Genomic DNA, 17,048 nt, shown 5'->3' on the forward strand with positions numbered 1-17,048 from the left:
TCGAATCAACACGTTGATTTCCGGGCGCGGTCCGCTCCCGGTGGATCAAAGAGGCTCCGCGCCGCCGTTATGTCTCCGCCAGCGGATGCAGGTCGCGCACCAGGCTCTTCAGTCGCTCCTCGACCACATGAGTGTAGATCTGGGTGGTCGAGATGTCGCTGTGGCCGAGCAGGGTCTGCACGATGCGCAAATCGGCGCCGTTGTGCAGCAGATGGCTGGCGAAGGCGTGCCGCAGCACGTGCGGGCTGACCAGTCGGGGCGGCAGCCCGGCTGCGAAAGCGAGATCCTTGAGGTCGCGAGCAAAATGCTGGCGGGTCAGATGGCCGCTTTCGCCGGAGGAGGGGAACAGCCATTTCCCGGCGCTGGCGTTGTTCTTCTTCTCTTTCCGCAGCGCGTCGGAGGCGGCGAGATAGCTCGCCATCGCCTGTTTCGAACTCTCGTTGAGCGGCACCAGCCGCTCCTTGTTGCCCTTGCCGCGCACCACGATCATGCGGGCGTCGCGCCGCGCCGCCGACACCGGCAGCGATACCAGTTCCGAAACCCGCAGTCCGGTGGCGTACAGAACCTCGAGCAGGCAATACAGCCGCGCCGCGCGCTGCCGGGCCTGGGTCGCCTCCGCCGCCTCGGCGGCTTGCCGGGCGCAGCCGAGCAGGCGGTCGACGTCGGCGATCGACAGCACCTTGGGCAGGCCGCGAGCGCGTTTCGGCCCCGACAGGATCGCGGCCGGATCGTCGGCGCGGATACGCTCGGTCAGCAAGAAACGGAACAGGTGCCGCAGCGCCGACAGCTTGCGCGCGACGCTGGAGGACTTGAAGCCGCGGGCGTCGAGATCGGCAAGGTAGTCGCGCAGCGCCTGGGTGTCGGCATCCGCAAAGCCGCTGCGGCGGTGCGCCAGGAATTCGGAGAAATCCGTCAGATCGCCGCGATAGGCGTCGAGCGTGTTGCGGGGCGCGCCCTGCTCGGCCGCGATCATGTCGAGGAACAGGTTGGTCAGTCGGGCATCTGGGGCGGAACTGGTGGCCATCTCCCGAACCTAGCCGCTATTTCTTGAGAAATTTGTCGGGCTGGACGGTGACGGTCATTTCCCGCGGCTTCGGGTCAACCAAATTCGCCAACGCGAAGATCGCGCCATAGATGATACCGCCGATCACCGCGACAACCGTCAGAAAGCGGAACAGAGTGGGCATACAACAGTCTCGGGCGCCAATGGTTGACCATTGACTGGCGGCGGTGAAGGCCCTGACTACGACCATGTTCGCCGGCCGGTTGCAAGAGACTCTGGCAACCGCCTTCGCCGGGGTAGTATAAGCAGCGCTGGTAACGCCGCCATGACCTTGCTGTTGTTTTTGGGTGCCTGATCGATGTCCGAGACCGTGTCGCCGGCCGCTGCCAGCGCCTCCCTTGAAGCCGAGACCGTCGCGGCGCTGGGGCAGCGTCCGGTCGTGCTGGTCGGGATGATGGGCGCCGGCAAGTCGACCATCGGCCGGCGGCTGGCGATGCGGCTGGGGCTGCCGTTTCTCGACGCCGACACCGAGATCGAGACGGCGGCGGCGATGACAATCCCGGAAATCTTCGAAGTCCATGGCGAGCCGCATTTCCGCGACGGCGAGGCGCGGGTGATCGCCCGGCTGCTCGACGGAGGCCCCAAGATCCTGGCCACCGGCGGCGGCGCCTTCATGCGGGCCGATACCCGCGACCGGATCCGCTCCAAGGCGATCTCGATCTGGCTGAAGGCTGATGCCGACGTCATCATGCGGCGGGTCAAGCGCCGCGCCGATCGCCCGCTGCTGCGCACCGCGGATCCCGCCGCGACCATCGACCGGCTGATTGGCGAGCGTCACCCGGCCTATCAGACCGCCGACCTGACCATTGCGTCGCGCGACGTGCCGCACGAAAAAATCGTCGACGAATGCATCGCGGCGCTGCACGAGTATCTTTGCCGCGCCACCGCCGCTGCTCCAACCATGAGCGAATCACCATGACCGCCCCGCTGAAGCATTCCGCCCCGATCACGGTCGAGGTCGCACTCGGCGATCGTGCCTACGACATCATCATCGGCCGCGACGTGCTGCAAACGCTCGGCGACCGCATCAAGGCGCTGCGGCCGGGCGCGCGTACCGCGATCGTATCCGACAAGACCGTCGCCAAACATTGGCTGGCGCAGACCGAAGCTGCCCTGGCCGCGGCCGGCATTACCAGTTCGCGGATCGTGGTTGACGAGGGCGAGGGCTCGAAAACCTATGCCGGGCTGCAGACCGTCTCCGAGGCGCTGATTGCGGCGAAGATCGAGCGCAACGACCTGGTCATCGCGCTTGGCGGCGGCGTGGTCGGCGATCTGGCCGGCTTTGCCGCGGCGATCCTGCGCCGCGGCGTCGATTTCGTGCAGCTGCCGACCTCGCTGCTGGCGCAAGTCGACTCTTCGGTCGGCGGCAAGACCGGGATCAATTCGCCGCGCGGCAAGAACCTGCTCGGCGCGTTCCATCAACCGGTGCTGGTGATCGCCGACACCGCCGTGCTCGACACCCTGTCGCCGCGCCAGTTCCGCGCCGGCTATGCCGAAGTGGCGAAATACGGCGCGCTCGGCGACGAGGCGTTCTTCGCCTGGCTGGAAGCCAACCACGCCGATATCTTCAGCGGCGGCAGCGCCCGCGAACACGCCATCGCTACCTCCTGCCGCGCCAAGGCGGCGATCGTTGCGCGCGACGAGCGCGAGACCGGCGAGCGCGCGCTGCTCAATCTGGGCCACACCTTCGGCCACGCGCTGGAAGCCGCCACCGGGTTTTCCGACCGGCTGTTCCATGGCGAAGGCGTCGCGGTCGGCATGGTGATGGCGGCGGAGTTTTCCGCCGAGCTCGGCATGCTGCCGCCGGCCGACGCCGCCCGGCTGTCGCATCACCTTGCCGAAGTAGGCCTGCCTACCCATTTGCAGGATATCGCAGGCTTTGCCCAGGAAGGCCTCGGAGATGCCGATGCGCTGCTGACCTTGATGGCGCAGGACAAGAAGGTGAAGCGCGGTAAGCTTACCTTCATCCTACTGCAGGCGATCGGCCGCGCCACGATCGTCGACAATGTCGAACCCGCGCCGGTGCGGGAATTCCTGGCCCGGCAACTCGCGCGCAAACCCTGAGCATCGATACATTATGGACTGGCTTACCCTCGGCATCGTGCTTGCCTGCCTGTTCGGCTCGGCGTTCTTCTCCGCCAGCGAAACCGCGCTGACCGGATCGTCGCGCGCCAACATGATGCGGCTGGCGAAGCAGGGCAATCGCGAAGCCGGCATCGTCGGTCAGCTGTTCGCGGCGCGCGAACGGATGATCGGCGCGCTGCTGCTCGGCAACAATATTTTCAACATTGGCGCCTCGGCGCTGGCGACCGGGTTGTTCACCGCCTGGTTTGGCGATGTCGGCGTGCTCTACGCCACCGGGGTGATGACGGTGCTGGTGGTGATCTTCGCCGAGGTGCTGCCGAAGACCATCGCCATCAATGCGCCGGACCGGGTCTCGCTGCTGGTGGCGCATCCGATGAAGCTAATGGTTCTGGTGCTGGCTCCGCTGCTCAAGGTGATCGAGGCCATCGTCCGGATCCTGATGGGCGTGCTCGGCATCAAGATCGGCCACAACCAGCCGCTGCTATCGCCGACCGAACGGCTGCGCGGCGCGGTCGAATTGATGCATCACGAGGGCGGCGTCGCCAAGCAGGACCGCGATATGCTCGGTGGTCTGCTCGATCTCAGCGAATTGCAGGTCTCCGACGTGATGGTTCATCGCACCGAAATGGTGATGATCAACGCCGACCTGCCGCCCGAGGAATTGGTGAGCGAGGTGCTGGCCACCGAATACACCCGGATTCCGCTGTGGCGCGACAAGCCGGAAAATATCATCGGCGTGTTGCACGCCAAGGATCTGTTGCGCGCGATTCGCGCCGCCGACGGCGAGACCGACAAGATCGACGTCACCACGATCGCGCTGCCGCCGTGGTTCGTGCCGGAGATGCGTTCGGTGTCGGAGCAGCTCAAGGCGTTCCGCAGCCGCAAGACCCATTTCGCGCTGGTGGTCGATGAATACGGTGAAGTCGAAGGCATGGTGACGCTGGAAGACATCCTGGAAGAAATCGTCGGCGACATTTCCGACGAGCACGACGTCGTGGTGGCGGGCGTCCGGGTCCAGCCCGACGGCTCGGTGGTGGTCGACGGTTCGGTGCCGATCCGCGATCTCAACCGCGCGATGGACTGGCACCTGCCCGACGAGGAGGCGACCACGGTAGCCGGGCTGGTGATTCACGAGGCGCGCTCGATCCCGGAGCGCGGCCAAAGCTTCACCTTCCACGGGTTCCGGTTCCGGGTGCTGCGCCGCGAACGCAATCGTATCACCGCGCTGCGGATCTCACCGGTGCCGCGCGAAGCCGAGGCCGAGCTGTTGGAAAAGAAGTCGCGCGCCGGCACGGCGTTTTAATGTGACTTTGCAACGGGAAGCGGGGACCGCCGCGTCAGCCGGCCTCGCCCGGGGCATTGGCCTTGATTGCCAGCGCATGCACCGAGCCGGCGAGTTCCTTGGCCAGCGTTGCGTTGATCATGCGGTGGCGGTCGAGCCGGCTCTTGCCCGCGAACGCGTCCGACACGATATTGACCCTGAAGTGCGTCTCGCCGCCCGGCTTGTGGCCGGCATGGCCTTCATGAAGATGTGATTCGTCGACCACGTCGAGGCTTTCGGGTCCGAAAGCTTCGTGCAACTTCTGTGTGATAGTGTCTCGTGCGCTCATGATCTGCCACATGTCCGTCAAACAATTCCGTCAATCCATATCAACCCGGGGGCTATTCGCAATGTCAAGACTTGAAGCCCGCCGCGTTGCGTTGTCATAGTCTGCCATGCCCATCGATTCATCCAAGTTCTTCGACAGCATCCGCATCAAGCCCAACAAGCTGAGCGCGAAGCAGCAAGCCGCTGCGCGCGAGGAAGCGATCATGTGCGAGGCGCCCGGCTGCAAGGCCAAGGGCGGGCATCGCGCGCCCAAGGCGCGCGGCGCCGAGAAGGAATACTGGCACTTCTGCCTGAACCATGTGCGCGAATACAACCAGGGCTACAATTTCTTCCAGGGCATGGCCGCCGACGCGGTGGCCCGCTATCAGAAGGACGCGCTGACCGGGCATCGGCCGACCTGGAAGATGGGCGCCAACGGCACCAAGACCAAAGGCAAGGGCGGCGAGGCCGATCTCGACGCCGCCAATGATCCGTTCCACATGTTCAGCGAACTCAACGGCCGCGGCCGCTGGCGGCCGGGACCGGGCGCGCAGGCCGAGGAACCGAAGGCCGAGGTCCGCAAGGTGTTCAACGCCGAGCGCAAGGCGCTGCAGGTGATGGGTCTGGGGTCCGACGCGACGCTGGAAGTGGTGAAGGCAAAATACAAGGCGCTGGTGAAGCAGCATCATCCAGACGCCAATGGCGGCGACCGCTCCACCGAGGATCGCCTGATCGAGATCATCAAGGCCTATAATTATCTGAAGACCGTGGTCCGCGGCGCGAGCTGAACTCGCCCGGGTCCGGATATCAATTGCGTCATGGCCGGGCTTGACCCGGCCATCCACGCCGACGGCCCTTGCCGTCGTTGTCGCGGCCCCGCTGTTCGCCGCTATTCGATCACGCCGCAGGCGATCCGGCCGCCGGCATTGCCGGTGGGATCGGTCTTGTAGTCGTCGGCTGCGGCGTGGATCACCAGCGCGGTGCCGTCCGGCTTGAACACCGAATTCGGCTTGCCCTTGTCGAGCGTGATCGCGGCGTTGACGATGTCGGCCTTCAAGTCGCCCGACGCCGGAATGGTGAGGTTCGGCATGTCGCCGGCGTGGGCGCCACCGTCGGCCATCTTGCCGTGCTTCTTGTTATCGGGGTTGAAGTGGCCGCCCGCCGAGGTGAATGGTGCTTCGCATTTGCCGACGGCATGGACGTGGAAAGCGTGCTCGCCCGGCGGCAGTCCCTTCAATTCCAGCTTGATGGTGACGCCACTCGAGCCCTGCGTCAGATCGGCACGGCCGATGTCCGCGCCCTCGGCGTTCTTCAGGACCGCCTTGGCCGATTGCGCCGATGCGGCGCCGACGGAGAGCGTGAGCAGTGCGGTCGCGGTCAGCAATGCGCGCAGAAACATGAAGTCACCTCCCAAAGATTTTTGATCGGGCAAGGCTAGCATGGCGACCTTATCGTGGGGAGCGGCCAATTGGCCGCGTCTCGAAGGATGAGGGACGAACAAGTCGTCATGGTTAGAGACCGTGCGAAAGACCACCTCATGCTGGCCCGGTGTTGCGCGCGCGCTCAGCTGCCGCTGAACGAATTATAGCCCTGGTCTTCCCAATAGCCGCCCTTGTAGTCGTTGGTGACTTCCATCGAGACGACGTATTTCGGGTTCTTGAAGCCGAGCTTGGTCGGCACCCGGATCTTCATCGGATAGCCGTAGGCGCGCGGCAGGATCTTGTCGTCGAATTTGAAGGTCATCTGGGTCTGCGGATGCAGCGCGGTCGGCATGTCGAGCGGGCTGGTGTAGTCCTCGGCGCAGCGGAACCAGACGTATTTCGCCGAGGTGTCGGCGCCGACCAGCTTGAGGAAATCGCGTAGCGGCGTACCGGACCACGAGCCGATCGCGCTCCAGCCCTCGACGCAGATGTGGCGGGTGATCTGCTTCACCTCGGGCAGCTTGTAGAGTTCGTCCAGCGTCCAGGACTTCCTGTTCTGCACCAGACCCGAGACTTCGAGCTTCCAGTCCTTGCCCTCGATATTCGGCGCTTCGTCCTCGGTGTAATAGGCGTTGAACGGAAACGGCCGCCTGATGTCCTTTTCCGAGAAGGTGGGCGCCATCGCGTTGGGATTGAAGATCGCCGCCTGCACGCCGTCATTGAACTTGGAAATCCGGGTCAGCATGCTCTCCGCGGAAAAGCTGTCGGAGACGTCGCAGCCGGTCAGCAGCGTCAACGCACCAAGACTGGCGCCGCCGGCGATGAAGCGCCGCCGCGACAGTTCGGGCATCAGTTTGGTGGCGTCCTTGACCAGCAGCTTCTTGTCGACGCCGGGGATCAGCAGTGATTTGATGCGCAACATCGGATGTCCTCACATATCATAACAAGGCCAGGCCTCTCCTTCGTCATTGCGAGGAGCACTTGCGACGAAGCAATCCAGTCTTCGTCTGTAGCCCCTGGATTGCTTCGCTCCGCTCGCAATGACGAACTCAACTCCTCGTTTCCAAGCCGGCTCATCGGCCGATGATCATGGCGCGCAGGCTTTTCGGCACCAGCAGCGCGAGGATCACGTGGATGACCAGAAACCCGACGATCGCCGCCATCGCGGCGAAGTGGACGTAACGCGCGACGTCGTAGCCGCCGAACAGCGCGGTGAGCCATTGCAGCTGCACCGGCTTCCAGATCGACAGGCCGGACAGCACCACGACGATGCCGACCAGGATGATCCCGGCATAGAGCAGCTTCTGCACGTAATTATATTTGGTGAGGTCGGCGTGCGACAGTTTCCCGGTCAGCGCCAGCCTTGTGTCGGTGAGTACGCCAGAGGGCGTCAACGGCAGCAGCTTCTTGCGGAACCGGCCGGTGATCAGGCCGACCGTGAGATAGGCCAGGCCATTGACCATCAGCAGCCACATCGCGGCGAAGTGCCACAACAGCGCACCGCCAAGCCAGCCGCCCAGCGTGATCGCGTGCGAGAACCGGAAATCGAACAGCGGCGCGGCGTTGTAGATCTGCCAGCCCGACATGATCATCATGATCATCGCTACCGCGTTGATCCAATGCATAGTTCTGACCCAGCCCGGCTGAATCACCTTGCTCGAGGCTGGCGCGGTGCTTGGTTCGCTGAGCGTCATGCTGGACATCGTCTGATCCATCCCGAAAGCTTCGTTGTTCGACTGTACGGGCAAAGTCCGTCATTCGTTACTGCCTTGCGTCCACGATCTTCATAGCCGCGGGCTATCGCGATCACAAAAAAGCGAGCCGAGTTGCCCCGGCTCGCCTGCGCTTCCTGGTGGAGCGCCACGCTATCCTGTGGGGACAGGTCAGGACGCGTGTATCGATGCGCGGTTACGACGCCGGCATCAGCACGGTGTCGACCACGTGGATCACACCGTTGGACTGGTTGACGTTCGGGATCGTGACGGTCGAGGAACCGCCCTTGGCGTCGGTGATCGTGACCTTGCCGCCCGAATTCGACACGGTGAGGGTCTCACCCTCGGCAGTCTTCAGCTTCTTGCCGTCGGTGAGGTCGGAGGCCTCGAGCCTGCCCGGCACCACGTGATAGGTGAGGATCTTGGTCAGCGTCGCCTTGTTCTCGGGCTTCACCAGGGTGTCGACGGTGCCGGCGGGCAGCTTGCCGAACGCGGCGTTGGTCGGCGCGAACACCGTGAACGGGCCCTTGCCTTCCAGGGTTTCGACCAGGCCGGCGGCCTTCACCGCGGCGACCAGGGTGGTGTGGTCCTTGGAGTTGACGGCGTTCTGGATGATGTTCTTCGACGGGAACATCGCGGCGCCGCCGACCATCACGGTCTTCTCGCCGCTCATTTCGCTCTTCATGTGCTTGTCCTGCGCGCTGGCGGGCGCGATGACGGTGGCGGTGAGTGCCAGCGCGCTGAACGCGACGGCGGACAGAAATGCAATACGTTTCGACATGGTTCGTCTCCCGAGTGGATTGAGGCCGGCGGAGATCCGCAGGCGCGATTGAAAGGGCAACAACGACCACGCTGCTAATTTCGGTTGGCATCGCGTCGTCGTTGCGGGAGTTACGCCGCCTGTTAGGGGTAGTTTCAGATGAAATTTTTCGCTGCAGGGTGAAACTAATCGCGGCGAGCCTCGTTCGCGCGCGATCGTTTCGTTCAGTAGAGGCGCTGTTGGCGCCTCTACCGGGTGCGGCCGAAAGTTCGGAGCGACAAGCCCGCCAGCGCTCAGATGCCGCCGACGAACGACCTGTTCCAGGTCGGACTGATCAGGATCTCGTTGACGCAGACGTGCGGCGGCATATTGGCCACGAAGGCGATGGTGCGGCCGAGATCGTCCGGCTGCAACATTCGCGCCTGCTCCTCGGCGGAAGGCACCACCGGCCGCAGCTTCAGAATCGGCGTGGCGACTTCCGCCGGCGACAGGCAACAGGCGCGTAGTCCATTGACGCATTCATCCATGTTGAAGGAATGAGTCAGCGCCAGCACCGCATGCTTGGTGGTGGTGTAGGCCGGGCCCGGCATCTTCGAGACGTGGCGTCCGGCCCATGACGCGACGTTGATAATGCAGCCATCCTTCTGCGCGCGCATCGTCGGCAGCACCGCGCGCATGCAATACAGCACGCCGCTGAGGTTGATGGCGACCAGCTTGTCCCAGCCGTCCAGTTCCATGTCGGCCCAGGAGCGTTTCGGCACGTTGATGCCGGCGCTGTTGACCAGGAGATCGATCCGGCCGTGGCTGGTGACGATTTGCTCGGCGGCCTTGGTGACGTCGCTGGAATTGCTGACGTCAAGCGCGATCGCCTCGGCGGTCCCGCCGTTGGCTTCGATCTTCGTCACCACCGCGTCGAGTGCGTCGCGTCTGCGGCCGGAGACCACCACGGTCCAGCCGTCCGCCGCCAATGCCTCGGCGCCGGCCTCGCCGATGCCGCTGCCGCCGCCGGTCACCCAGGCCACGCGTTTCCCACTCTTTGCCATGCAAACTGTCTCCGTTGCTTTGTGAAGGGCGTTCTTGCTATTCCCCTGACCGAAATCACCCGGTCGGCGGCTCGCTCGCCCATGCCGGAATGTTGCAGGAACGCGGCAAAGAACACCATCAGGAAGACCATCATGAACGCCAATCTGTTTTCGCGGCTGTTTGACGATCTCGACGACGTCGAACGGCTCGCGATCGAGACCACGGACGGCACGCGGATCAGCTATGGCGAGTTGATCGCGCGAGCCGGGCGGATGGCGAATCTGTTGGTCGCACGCGGCGTCAAGATCGGCGACCGTGTTGCGGCGCAAACCGAAAAATCGGTCGAGGCGCTGGTGCTGTATCTCGCCGTGGTGCGCGCTGGCGCGGTGTATCTGCCGCTCAACACCGCCTATACGCTGCACGAGCTGGACTATTTTATCACCGACGCCGAGCCGTCGCTGGTGGTGTGCGATCCGTCGAAGGCCGAAGGCATCAAGGCGATCGCCGCCAAGGTCAGTGCGCATGTCGAGACGCTCGGCGCCGACGGGCAGGGTTCGCTGACGGAGGCGGCCGCCAAGGCGTCGTCGGAATTTGCCACGGTGGTCCGCGCCGACGATGATCTCGCCGCGATTCTCTACACCTCCGGCACCACCGGTCGCTCCAAGGGAGCGATGCTGACGCACGACAACCTGGCGTCGAATTCGCTGAGCCTGGTCGGCTACTGGCGCTTCACCGACAAGGACGTGCTGATCCACGCGCTGCCGATCTATCACACCCACGGCCTGTTCGTGGCCAGCAACGTCACGCTGTTCGCCCGCGCCTCGATGATCTTCCTCAACAAGTTCGATCCCGATCTGATTATCAAGCTGATGGCGCGCGCCACCGTGCTGATGGGGGTGCCGACGTTCTATACGCGGCTACTGCAGAGCGAGGCGCTGACCAAGCAGGCGACGGCGCATATGCGGCTGTTCATTTCCGGCTCGGCGCCGCTGCTGGCCGATACCCATCGCGAATGGGCGGCGCGCACCGGTCACGCCGTGCTGGAGCGCTACGGCATGACCGAGACCAACATGAATACCTCGAACCCGTATGATGGCGACCGTGTTCCCGGCGCGGTCGGCCTCGCGCTGCCCGGCGTATCGGTGCGGGTCACCGATCCGGAGACCGGCACGGAATTGCCGCGCGACCAGATCGGCATGATCGAGGTCAAGGGCCCCAACGTGTTCAAGGGCTATTGGCGGATGCCGGAAAAGACCAAATCCGAATTCCGCGACGACGGCTTCTTCATCACCGGCGACCTCGGCAAGATCGACTCCAAGGGCTATGTGCACATCCTCGGTCGCGGCAAGGATCTGGTGATCACCGGCGGGTTCAACGTCTATCCGAAGGAAATCGAGAGCGAGATCGACGCCATCAAGGGCGTGGTGGAGTCCGCAGTGATCGGCGTGCCGCATGCCGATTTCGGCGAGGGCGTCACCGCCGTCGTGGTGCGCGACAAGGGTGCCAGCGTCGATGAAGCCGCCGTGCTCCGGGCGCTCGACGGCCAGATCGCGAAATTCAAGATGCCGAAGAAGGTAATCTTCGTCGACGATCTGCCGCGCAACACCATGGGCAAGGTGCAGAAGAACGTGCTGCGCGATACCTATGCGGAGATTTACAGGAAGTAATCGCTGGTTCGCTGCCTTCGCGTTCGGCACAGCGATGCCGAACGGAGCCGGGCGTGTCGGCGAATCGCCTCACACCACATGATCCGGCGCCAGCGCGCAGGGCGAGGCGGGGTCGGTCTCGACCTGCAAGGTGGCATGGGCGATGCCAAAATCGTCCCGGAGGCGACGGGCGATCTCCATCAGGTAAGTGTCGCCGGGCGCTCCCGACGGGATCACCAGATGGCAGGTCAGCGCCACCTCGGTGGTCGACATTGGCCAAATATGCAGATCGTGCACCTGCGCGACGCCGGGGCATTGCGCCAGATAGCCTCGCACGGCGGCCGGATCGATCCCGCGCGGCACCGCGTTCAGCGACATCGCCATGCTGTCGCGTAACAGGCCCCAGGTCCCCCAGACGATGATCGCGGCGATCGCCAGGCTGGTCGCGGCATCGAGCCAGGTCCAGCCGGTGAGCATGATCACCACGCCCGCGATCACCACGCCGGCCGATACCGCGGTATCGGCCATCATGTGCAGATAGGCGCCGCGGATGTTGAGGTCGCCCTTGCGCCCGGATGCGAACAGCCACGCGGTGATGCCGTTGATGGCGATGCCGACGGCGGCCACGACCATCACCGTGGTGCCGACAACCGGCTCCGGCGTCAGCAGCCGCAGGATCGCTTCCCAGCCGATCGCGCCGACCGCCACCAGCAAGAACACTGCGTTGAACAGCGCCGCCAGGATCGACGAACCGCGCAGGCCATAAGTGTAGCGTGCCGACGGCGGCCGCTTCGACAACGCTGCCGCCGACCACGCCACCAGCAGGCCCAGCACGTCGGATAGATTGTGGCCGGCGTCGGCGACCAGCGCCATCGAATTGCTGGCGAAGCCGAAAAACGCTTCCCCGATCACGAAGCCGCTGTTGAGCACAATGCCGATCGCGAACGCAGTCCCGAAATCCGCGGGCGCATGACCATGATTGCCCGGTCCATGGCCGTGGCCGTGGCCGGAATGATCATGATCGCCGTGATGGTCGTGGTCGGAGTGGTTCATCGGAGTCTCTACACTTCAAGGTCGCCCCGGTACGGCGTCCATTGGGATAAACCGCAAGACCAAAGTGGATACTATTACGAGCCACTCGGAGCGGTCGGGCAGCCAGCCGGCGGTGGATCGAACAGCAGGCGAGCGCCGATGCCGTTATGACGTGGGAACCGTGGAGGAGGGCGTTGGATCAATCGAATTCCGGCATGAATCCCACTTCAGTTGGCCGGTTGTCGAGAACCGTTGACAACAAGGCTGACAAACAATGTGGACCAACATCTCCAAAATATGAACAGTTGTTCGAAGATTGTGATTTCGCCGTTGCGCTCATTGTTTGCACTCCGTAAATAGACTTGACCTCCGCGAGCCCTGGTTCGGGGCTATCCGCTTGCCGCAAACCGACAAAGCAGCCGATGACCGCTAGGATCGAACGACCGCTATCGCCCCATATGCAGGCCTATCGCTGGAGTCTCACGATGGCGCTGTCCATCGTGCACCGCGCCACCGGCGTCGCGCTGTACTTCGGCACCTTGCTGTTGGCGTGGTGGCTGATCGCCGCCGCAGCGGGGCCAGCGGCTTATTCCAATGTGCAGGCCTTTACCGGCAGCTGGATCGGCCGCCTGGTTCTGTTCGGCTACACTTGGGCGCTGATGCATCATCTGCTTAGCGGAGTCCGGCATTTCATCTGGGATCTCGGCTACGGCTTCAAGACCGCCGACCGGGAATGGCTGACCTGGGCCGCCTTGATCGGCGGCGTCACGCTGACGGTTCTGCTGTGGATCGTCGCCTATACGATCGGAGGTGGACGGTGAGCGCCGATCACACCAATAGCCGCACGCCGAAGGCCAACTCGATGCGCACGCCGCTTGGCAAGGTGCGGAAATTCGGTCCGGCCGGATCCGGCACGTCGGATTTCTGGCGTCAACGCATCACCGGTGTGGCGATGACGCTGCTGATCCTGCCGGTGGTTGTCGTCATCATGATGCTACTCGGCCGCAATCAGGCCGGCGCCGCGCAGATTCTCGGCTCGCCCTTGATCGCGCTGACCATGATCCTGTTCATCATCGCCAGCGCGCTGCATATGAAAATCGGCATGCAGGTCGTGCTCGAGGATTATGTCCAGAACGAGAAGCTGAAGCTGGTCAGCATCATGGCCAACAATTTCTTCTCGCTCGCTGTGGCGCTAGCCGCGATCTTCGCGATCTTCAAACTTTCATCTGGAGTGTAAGCATGGCGGCGAACGGCACCGGCGCACCTGCCGTCAACGGCCACGCCTATCCGATCGAGGATCACGTCTACGACGTGGTGGTGGTGGGTGCCGGCGGCGCGGGTCTGCGCGCCGTGGTCGGCTGCAGCGAAGCGGGGCTGCGCACCGCCTGCATCACCAAGGTGTTCCCGACCCGGTCGCACACCGTGGCGGCGCAGGGCGGCATCTCGGCGTCGCTCGGCAACATGCACAAGGACGACTGGCGCTGGCACATGTACGACACCGTCAAGGGGTCGGACTGGCTCGGCGATCAGGATTCGATCGAATACATGGTGCGCAACGCGCCGGAGGCGGTCTACGAGCTGGAACATTGGGGTGTGCCGTTCTCGCGCACCGAGGACGGCAAGATCTATCAGCGCCCGTTTGGCGGCATGACGCTGGACTACGGCAAGGGCCAGGCGCAGCGCACCTGCGCCGCCGCCGACCGCACCGGCCATGCCATGCTGCACACGATGTATGGCCAGGCGCTGCGCCACGCCGCGGAATTCTACATCGAATTCTTCGCCATCGACCTGATCATGGACGATCAGGGCGTCTGCCGCGGCGTGATCGCGCTGAAGCTCGACGACGGCACGCTGCACCGCTTCAAGGCGCAGACCACGATTCTGGCCACCGGCGGCTACGGCCGCGCCTATGCCTCCTGCACCTCGGCGCATACCTGCACCGGCGACGGCGGCGCGATGGCGCTGCGCGCCGGCCTGCCGCTACAGGACATGGAATTCGTCCAGTTCCATCCGACCGGCATTTACGGCTCCGGCTGTCTGGTCACCGAAGGCGCCCGCGGCGAGGGCGGCTATCTGGTCAATTCCGAAGGCGAGCGCTTCATGGAGCGCTATGCGCCGTCTGCCAAGGATCTGGCGTCGCGCGACGTGGTATCGCGGGCGATGACCATCGAGATGCGCGAAGGCCGCGGCGTCGGCAAGAAGAAGGACCACATCTTCCTGCACCTCGATCATCTCGATCCGGCGGTGCTGCACGAGCGGCTGCCCGGCATTTCGGATTCGGCGCGGATCTTCGCTGGCGTCGACGTCACCCGCGAGCCGATCCCGATCCTGCCGACGGTGCACTACAACATGGGCGGCATCCCGACCAATTTCCACGGCGAGGTCGTCACCAAGAAGGACGGCGACGACAACGCGGTGGTGCCCGGGCTGATGGCGCTGGGCGAAGCCGCCTGCGTCTCGGTGCACGGCGCCAACCGGCTCGGCTCCAATTCGCTGATAGATCTCGTGGTGTTCGGCCGCGCCGCGGCGCTGCGTTGCGCCGAGAAGCTGACCCCGAACGGCAAGCAGCCGGAGCTGCCGGCGGACTCTGCCGACAAATCGCTGAGCCGGCTCGATCACTACCGCTACGCCTCCGGCGGCACTCCGACTGCGAAGCTGCGCGACAACATGCAGCACGTGATGCAGACTAATTGCGCGGTGTTCCGCACCGGCGAGGTGTTGCAGGAAGGCTCGCAGCTGATCCACAAGGTCCACAGCGGGATCAGCGACATCGCGGTCACCGATCGCTCGCTGACCTGGAATTCCGACCTGATCGAGACTTTGGAATTCGACAATCTGATCGTGCAGGCCGTGGTGACGATGGATTCCGCCGCCAACCGCACCGAAAGCCGCGGCGCCCACGCCCGCGAGGATTTCGCGGCGCGCGACGACGTCAACTGGATGAAGCACACCCTGGCCTGGATCGGCGAGGACGGCGGCACCACGCTCGATTACCGCCCGGTGCACGATTACACGATGACCAACGACGTACAGTACATTCCGCCGAAGCCGCGGGTGTATTGAGTAACAAGCATCGTCATGCGCGGGCATAGCCGTTCGAAGAACGACGTTCTAAAACGCCTATGCCCGCGCATCCATCTTTTGAAGAAATGATGGATCGCCGGGTCAAGTCCGGCAATGACAACGGAGAAGCAAAGGCAGGACCGATGGTCGAGTTCGCACTTCCGAAAAATTCCAAGATCACCGGCGGTAAGACCTGGCCGAAACCGGAAGGTGCGACTGAGACGCGCGAGTTCCGCGTCTATCGCTGGAATCCAGACGACGGCAAGAACCCGAGCGTCGATGTCTATCACGTCGACAAGCACGATTGCGGCCCGATGGTGCTGGACGGCCTGATCTGGATTAAGAACCACATTGATCCGACCCTGACCTTCCGTCGTTCCTGCCGCGAGGGCGTCTGCGGCTCCTGCGCGATGAACATCGATGGCGAGAACACGCTGGCCTGTACCAAGGCAATGGACGACGTCAAGGATACCGCGGTGAAGGTCAACCCGCTGCCGCATCAGCCGGTGGTGAAGGATTTGGTCCCCGACCTCACCAATTTCTACGCCCAATACGCCTCGATCGAGCCGTGGCTGCAAACCGTGACGCCGACGCCGCAGAAGGAATGGCGGCAGAGCCACGAGGACCGCGAGAAGCTCGACGGCTTGTACGAATGCATCCTGTGCGCCTGCTGCTCGACCTCGTGCCCGAGCTATTGGTGGAACTCGGATCGCTTCCTCGGCCCCGCGGCGCTGCTGCAGGCGACCCGCTGGGTCAAGGACAGCCGCGACGAGGCCACCGGCGAGCGGCTCGACAATCTCGAGGATCCGTTCCGGATCTATCGCTGCCACACCATCATGAACTGCGCCAAGGCCTGTCCGAAGGGGCTGAATCCATCGGAAGCGATCGCCAACCTCAAATTGAAGCTGGTCGAACGCCAGATCTGACGCGGATCGTCGCAGCTGCTGGAACATCGCAGCCGTCCAGCCGTTGTCGCCGCGATATTCGCGGAGGTACGACATGGCTGCCGATCACACGCCGAGCGACGCCCGAAATGGTGTTGGATATGCTCGCGACTCGAACTCGTTAGACGGCGGCCATCGCTTGGTGGCGGTCTGAGTGGCCGGCGAACCACAGGAAGTGCCGGGCGGTCCCGGCCCCACGGAGCCGCCGCCGGAAATTCCGCCGAGCACCCCGGCGCAACCGACCGAGCCGCCGCCGGAATCGCCGCCCGGCAATCCGATGCCGGACGTCCCCCCGCCGATCGACGAGCCCGATGCGCCGCCGACGCCCGAGGAATTTCCGGCGAGCACGCCGGATGAATTGCCGGGGCGCGGACCTCCGGGGCCCGGCGCACTGAACCCGGCAACGATGTGAGCAAACGGGGCGACGCCGGATACGAGCACCGCTCTGAATGCATCATGAACGGCCGTGGATTAGCGCGAGAGCCGATGCGAAATAATTAGCTGGCAGCTCTTGCCGCTCGCCACATTGCGGCCCCACCGTTGCTTGTTGATCGCTGTGCTTGTCCAAATCAGCTGATTTGGAGCGAAGCGATACGTTTTCGAGGACGACAATTCCCATGACCAGACTTCAATTGATGCTGCTCGCGACCACGGCCTTGACCGTGATGCAACTGGCGCCCGCGCCTGCGCAGACCGCGCCGATACATATGG

At 64.0% G+C, this 17,048-nt stretch carries 19 protein-coding genes; 10 read left to right on the forward strand and 9 right to left on the reverse strand.

The genetic code is table 11. The features are described 5' to 3' along the window. Positions 1–67 precede the first annotated feature (67 nt). Positions 68–1,024, reverse strand: coding sequence for a site-specific tyrosine recombinase XerD (gene xerD / locus HXX15_RS08220; RefSeq protein ID WP_296514684.1), 957 nt, complete (start codon positions 1,022–1,024; stop codon positions 68–70). Between the two features lie 16 nt (positions 1,025–1,040). Next, positions 1,041–1,187 carry a histidine kinase gene (locus tag HXX15_RS08225; protein WP_296514687.1) on the reverse strand — a complete coding sequence of 49 codons (147 nt, stop codon included), beginning with the start codon at positions 1,185–1,187 and terminating at the stop codon, positions 1,041–1,043. A gap of 174 nt (positions 1,188–1,361) precedes the next feature. On the opposite strand from HXX15_RS08225, the gene HXX15_RS08230 reads away from it, so the two are divergent. Genes HXX15_RS08230 through HXX15_RS08240 form a run of 3 tightly spaced genes read left to right on the forward strand, consistent with a single transcriptional unit; the run spans position 1,362 to position 4,451 of the window. Then, on the forward strand, positions 1,362–1,982 hold the full coding sequence (locus HXX15_RS08230; RefSeq protein ID WP_296514689.1) for a shikimate kinase: 621 nt from the start codon (positions 1,362–1,364) through the stop codon (positions 1,980–1,982). Next, positions 1,979–3,127, forward strand: a complete 1,149-nt coding sequence (gene aroB, locus HXX15_RS08235; protein ID WP_296514692.1) for a 3-dehydroquinate synthase — start codon at positions 1,979–1,981, stop codon at positions 3,125–3,127. Before HXX15_RS08230 ends, aroB begins: the two co-directional genes overlap by 4 nt. A 13-nt stretch (positions 3,128–3,140) precedes the next feature. Then, positions 3,141–4,451, forward strand: a complete 1,311-nt coding sequence (locus HXX15_RS08240; RefSeq protein WP_296514695.1) for an HlyC/CorC family transporter — start codon at positions 3,141–3,143, stop codon at positions 4,449–4,451. Positions 4,452–4,485: 34 nt separating this feature from the next. Here HXX15_RS08240 and HXX15_RS08245 read toward each other — a convergent pair whose 3' ends face one another. After that, on the reverse strand, positions 4,486–4,758 hold the full coding sequence (locus HXX15_RS08245; protein WP_296514698.1) for a BolA family protein: 273 nt from the start codon (positions 4,756–4,758) through the stop codon (positions 4,486–4,488). A 106-nt stretch (positions 4,759–4,864) separates the two neighbouring features. Between HXX15_RS08245 and HXX15_RS08250 the strand changes: the two genes are divergently transcribed. Next, complete coding sequence (locus HXX15_RS08250) at positions 4,865–5,524, forward strand: DnaJ domain-containing protein (RefSeq protein WP_296514701.1); 660 nt, start codon at positions 4,865–4,867, stop codon at positions 5,522–5,524. Between the two features lie 101 nt (positions 5,525–5,625). Here the strand turns inward: HXX15_RS08250 and HXX15_RS08255 are convergent, their stop codons facing one another. The 5 genes from HXX15_RS08255 to HXX15_RS08275 all read right to left on the reverse strand — a co-directional run bounded on the left by HXX15_RS08255 (position 5,626) and on the right by HXX15_RS08275 (position 9,672). Continuing rightward, positions 5,626–6,135, reverse strand: coding sequence for a superoxide dismutase family protein (locus HXX15_RS08255; RefSeq protein WP_296514704.1), 510 nt, complete (start codon positions 6,133–6,135; stop codon positions 5,626–5,628). Between the two features lie 164 nt (positions 6,136–6,299). Continuing rightward, positions 6,300–7,079: a molybdopterin-dependent oxidoreductase gene (locus HXX15_RS08260; RefSeq protein ID WP_296514706.1), complete on the reverse strand. Its 780-nt coding sequence runs from the start codon at positions 7,077–7,079 to the stop codon at positions 6,300–6,302. 151 nt (positions 7,080–7,230) lie between these two features. After that, positions 7,231–7,860 (reverse strand): cytochrome b/b6 domain-containing protein, encoded by a 630-nt coding sequence (locus tag HXX15_RS08265; RefSeq protein WP_296514708.1) that lies wholly within the window; start codon positions 7,858–7,860, stop codon positions 7,231–7,233. A gap of 205 nt (positions 7,861–8,065) precedes the next feature. Beyond that, positions 8,066–8,650 carry a fasciclin domain-containing protein gene (locus HXX15_RS08270; protein WP_296514710.1) on the reverse strand — a complete coding sequence of 195 codons (585 nt, stop codon included), beginning with the start codon at positions 8,648–8,650 and terminating at the stop codon, positions 8,066–8,068. 272 nt (positions 8,651–8,922) lie between these two features. Beyond that, positions 8,923–9,672 (reverse strand): SDR family NAD(P)-dependent oxidoreductase, encoded by a 750-nt coding sequence (locus tag HXX15_RS08275; RefSeq protein ID WP_296514712.1) that lies wholly within the window; start codon positions 9,670–9,672, stop codon positions 8,923–8,925. Between the two features lie 132 nt (positions 9,673–9,804). Here HXX15_RS08275 and HXX15_RS08280 point away from each other — a divergent pair, with 132 nt between their 5' ends. Next, the gene (locus tag HXX15_RS08280; protein WP_296514716.1) at positions 9,805–11,319 is read left to right on the forward strand and encodes a malonyl-CoA synthase; all 1,515 of its coding nucleotides are present in this window, start codon (positions 9,805–9,807) and stop codon (positions 11,317–11,319) included. 69 nt (positions 11,320–11,388) lie between these two features. On the opposite strand, the gene HXX15_RS08285 is transcribed toward HXX15_RS08280, so the two are convergent. After that, a complete protein-coding gene (locus HXX15_RS08285; protein ID WP_296514718.1) occupies positions 11,389–12,351 on the reverse strand; it encodes a cation diffusion facilitator family transporter in 963 nt (320 codons plus the stop codon). A gap of 401 nt (positions 12,352–12,752) precedes the next feature. On the opposite strand from HXX15_RS08285, the gene sdhC reads away from it, so the two are divergent. The 5 genes from sdhC (at position 12,753) to HXX15_RS08310 (ending at position 16,749) form a co-directional block, all read left to right on the forward strand. Then, complete coding sequence (gene sdhC, locus HXX15_RS08290) at positions 12,753–13,151, forward strand: succinate dehydrogenase, cytochrome b556 subunit (RefSeq protein WP_296514721.1); 399 nt, start codon at positions 12,753–12,755, stop codon at positions 13,149–13,151. A gap of 41 nt (positions 13,152–13,192) precedes the next feature. Next, positions 13,193–13,567: a succinate dehydrogenase, hydrophobic membrane anchor protein gene (gene sdhD / locus HXX15_RS08295; protein ID WP_296514911.1), complete on the forward strand. Its 375-nt coding sequence runs from the start codon at positions 13,193–13,195 to the stop codon at positions 13,565–13,567. 2 nt (positions 13,568–13,569) lie between these two features. Next, positions 13,570–15,393, forward strand: coding sequence for a succinate dehydrogenase flavoprotein subunit (sdhA, locus tag HXX15_RS08300; RefSeq protein WP_296514723.1), 1,824 nt, complete (start codon positions 13,570–13,572; stop codon positions 15,391–15,393). A gap of 143 nt (positions 15,394–15,536) precedes the next feature. Then, on the forward strand, positions 15,537–16,319 hold the full coding sequence (locus tag HXX15_RS08305; protein ID WP_296514726.1) for a succinate dehydrogenase iron-sulfur subunit: 783 nt from the start codon (positions 15,537–15,539) through the stop codon (positions 16,317–16,319). 172 nt (positions 16,320–16,491) lie between these two features. Next, entirely contained in the window at positions 16,492–16,749 is a 258-nt protein-coding gene (locus HXX15_RS08310; protein ID WP_296514728.1) for a hypothetical protein, read from the forward strand. The last annotated feature ends 299 nt before the right edge of the window (positions 16,750–17,048 follow it).

The sequence above is a fragment of the Rhodopseudomonas sp. genome, from assembly GCF_013377015.1.
Classification (GTDB): domain Bacteria; phylum Pseudomonadota; class Alphaproteobacteria; order Rhizobiales; family Xanthobacteraceae; genus JARJEH01.

Bases quoted from the DNA above. Each gene is read 5' to 3' on its own strand.
- xerD (WP_296514684.1), bottom strand. From the start codon at position 1,024: ATGGCCACCAGTTCCGCCCCAGATGCCCGACTGACCAACCTGTTCCTC.
- HXX15_RS08245 (WP_296514698.1), bottom strand. From the start codon at position 4,758: ATGAGCGCACGAGACACTATCACACAGAAGTTGCACGAAGCTTTCGGA.
- HXX15_RS08250 (WP_296514701.1), top strand. From the start codon at position 4,865: ATGCCCATCGATTCATCCAAGTTCTTCGACAGCATCCGCATCAAGCCC.
- HXX15_RS08230 (WP_296514689.1), top strand. From the start codon at position 1,362: ATGTCCGAGACCGTGTCGCCGGCCGCTGCCAGCGCCTCCCTTGAAGCC.
- HXX15_RS08270 (WP_296514710.1), bottom strand. From the start codon at position 8,650: ATGTCGAAACGTATTGCATTTCTGTCCGCCGTCGCGTTCAGCGCGCTG.
- HXX15_RS08260 (WP_296514706.1), bottom strand. From the start codon at position 7,079: ATGTTGCGCATCAAATCACTGCTGATCCCCGGCGTCGACAAGAAGCTG.
- HXX15_RS08275 (WP_296514712.1), bottom strand. From the start codon at position 9,672: ATGGCAAAGAGTGGGAAACGCGTGGCCTGGGTGACCGGCGGCGGCAGC.
- HXX15_RS08280 (WP_296514716.1), top strand. From the start codon at position 9,805: ATGAACGCCAATCTGTTTTCGCGGCTGTTTGACGATCTCGACGACGTC.
- sdhA (WP_296514723.1), top strand. From the start codon at position 13,570: ATGGCGGCGAACGGCACCGGCGCACCTGCCGTCAACGGCCACGCCTAT.
- HXX15_RS08305 (WP_296514726.1), top strand. From the start codon at position 15,537: ATGGTCGAGTTCGCACTTCCGAAAAATTCCAAGATCACCGGCGGTAAG.
- HXX15_RS08285 (WP_296514718.1), bottom strand. From the start codon at position 12,351: ATGAACCACTCCGACCACGACCATCACGGCGATCATGATCATTCCGGC.
- HXX15_RS08240 (WP_296514695.1), top strand. From the start codon at position 3,141: ATGGACTGGCTTACCCTCGGCATCGTGCTTGCCTGCCTGTTCGGCTCG.
- HXX15_RS08265 (WP_296514708.1), bottom strand. From the start codon at position 7,860: ATGTCCAGCATGACGCTCAGCGAACCAAGCACCGCGCCAGCCTCGAGC.
- sdhC (WP_296514721.1), top strand. From the start codon at position 12,753: ATGACCGCTAGGATCGAACGACCGCTATCGCCCCATATGCAGGCCTAT.
- sdhD (WP_296514911.1), top strand. From the start codon at position 13,193: ATGCGCACGCCGCTTGGCAAGGTGCGGAAATTCGGTCCGGCCGGATCC.
- aroB (WP_296514692.1), top strand. From the start codon at position 1,979: ATGACCGCCCCGCTGAAGCATTCCGCCCCGATCACGGTCGAGGTCGCA.
- HXX15_RS08225 (WP_296514687.1), bottom strand. From the start codon at position 1,187: ATGCCCACTCTGTTCCGCTTTCTGACGGTTGTCGCGGTGATCGGCGGT.
- HXX15_RS08255 (WP_296514704.1), bottom strand. From the start codon at position 6,135: ATGTTTCTGCGCGCATTGCTGACCGCGACCGCACTGCTCACGCTCTCC.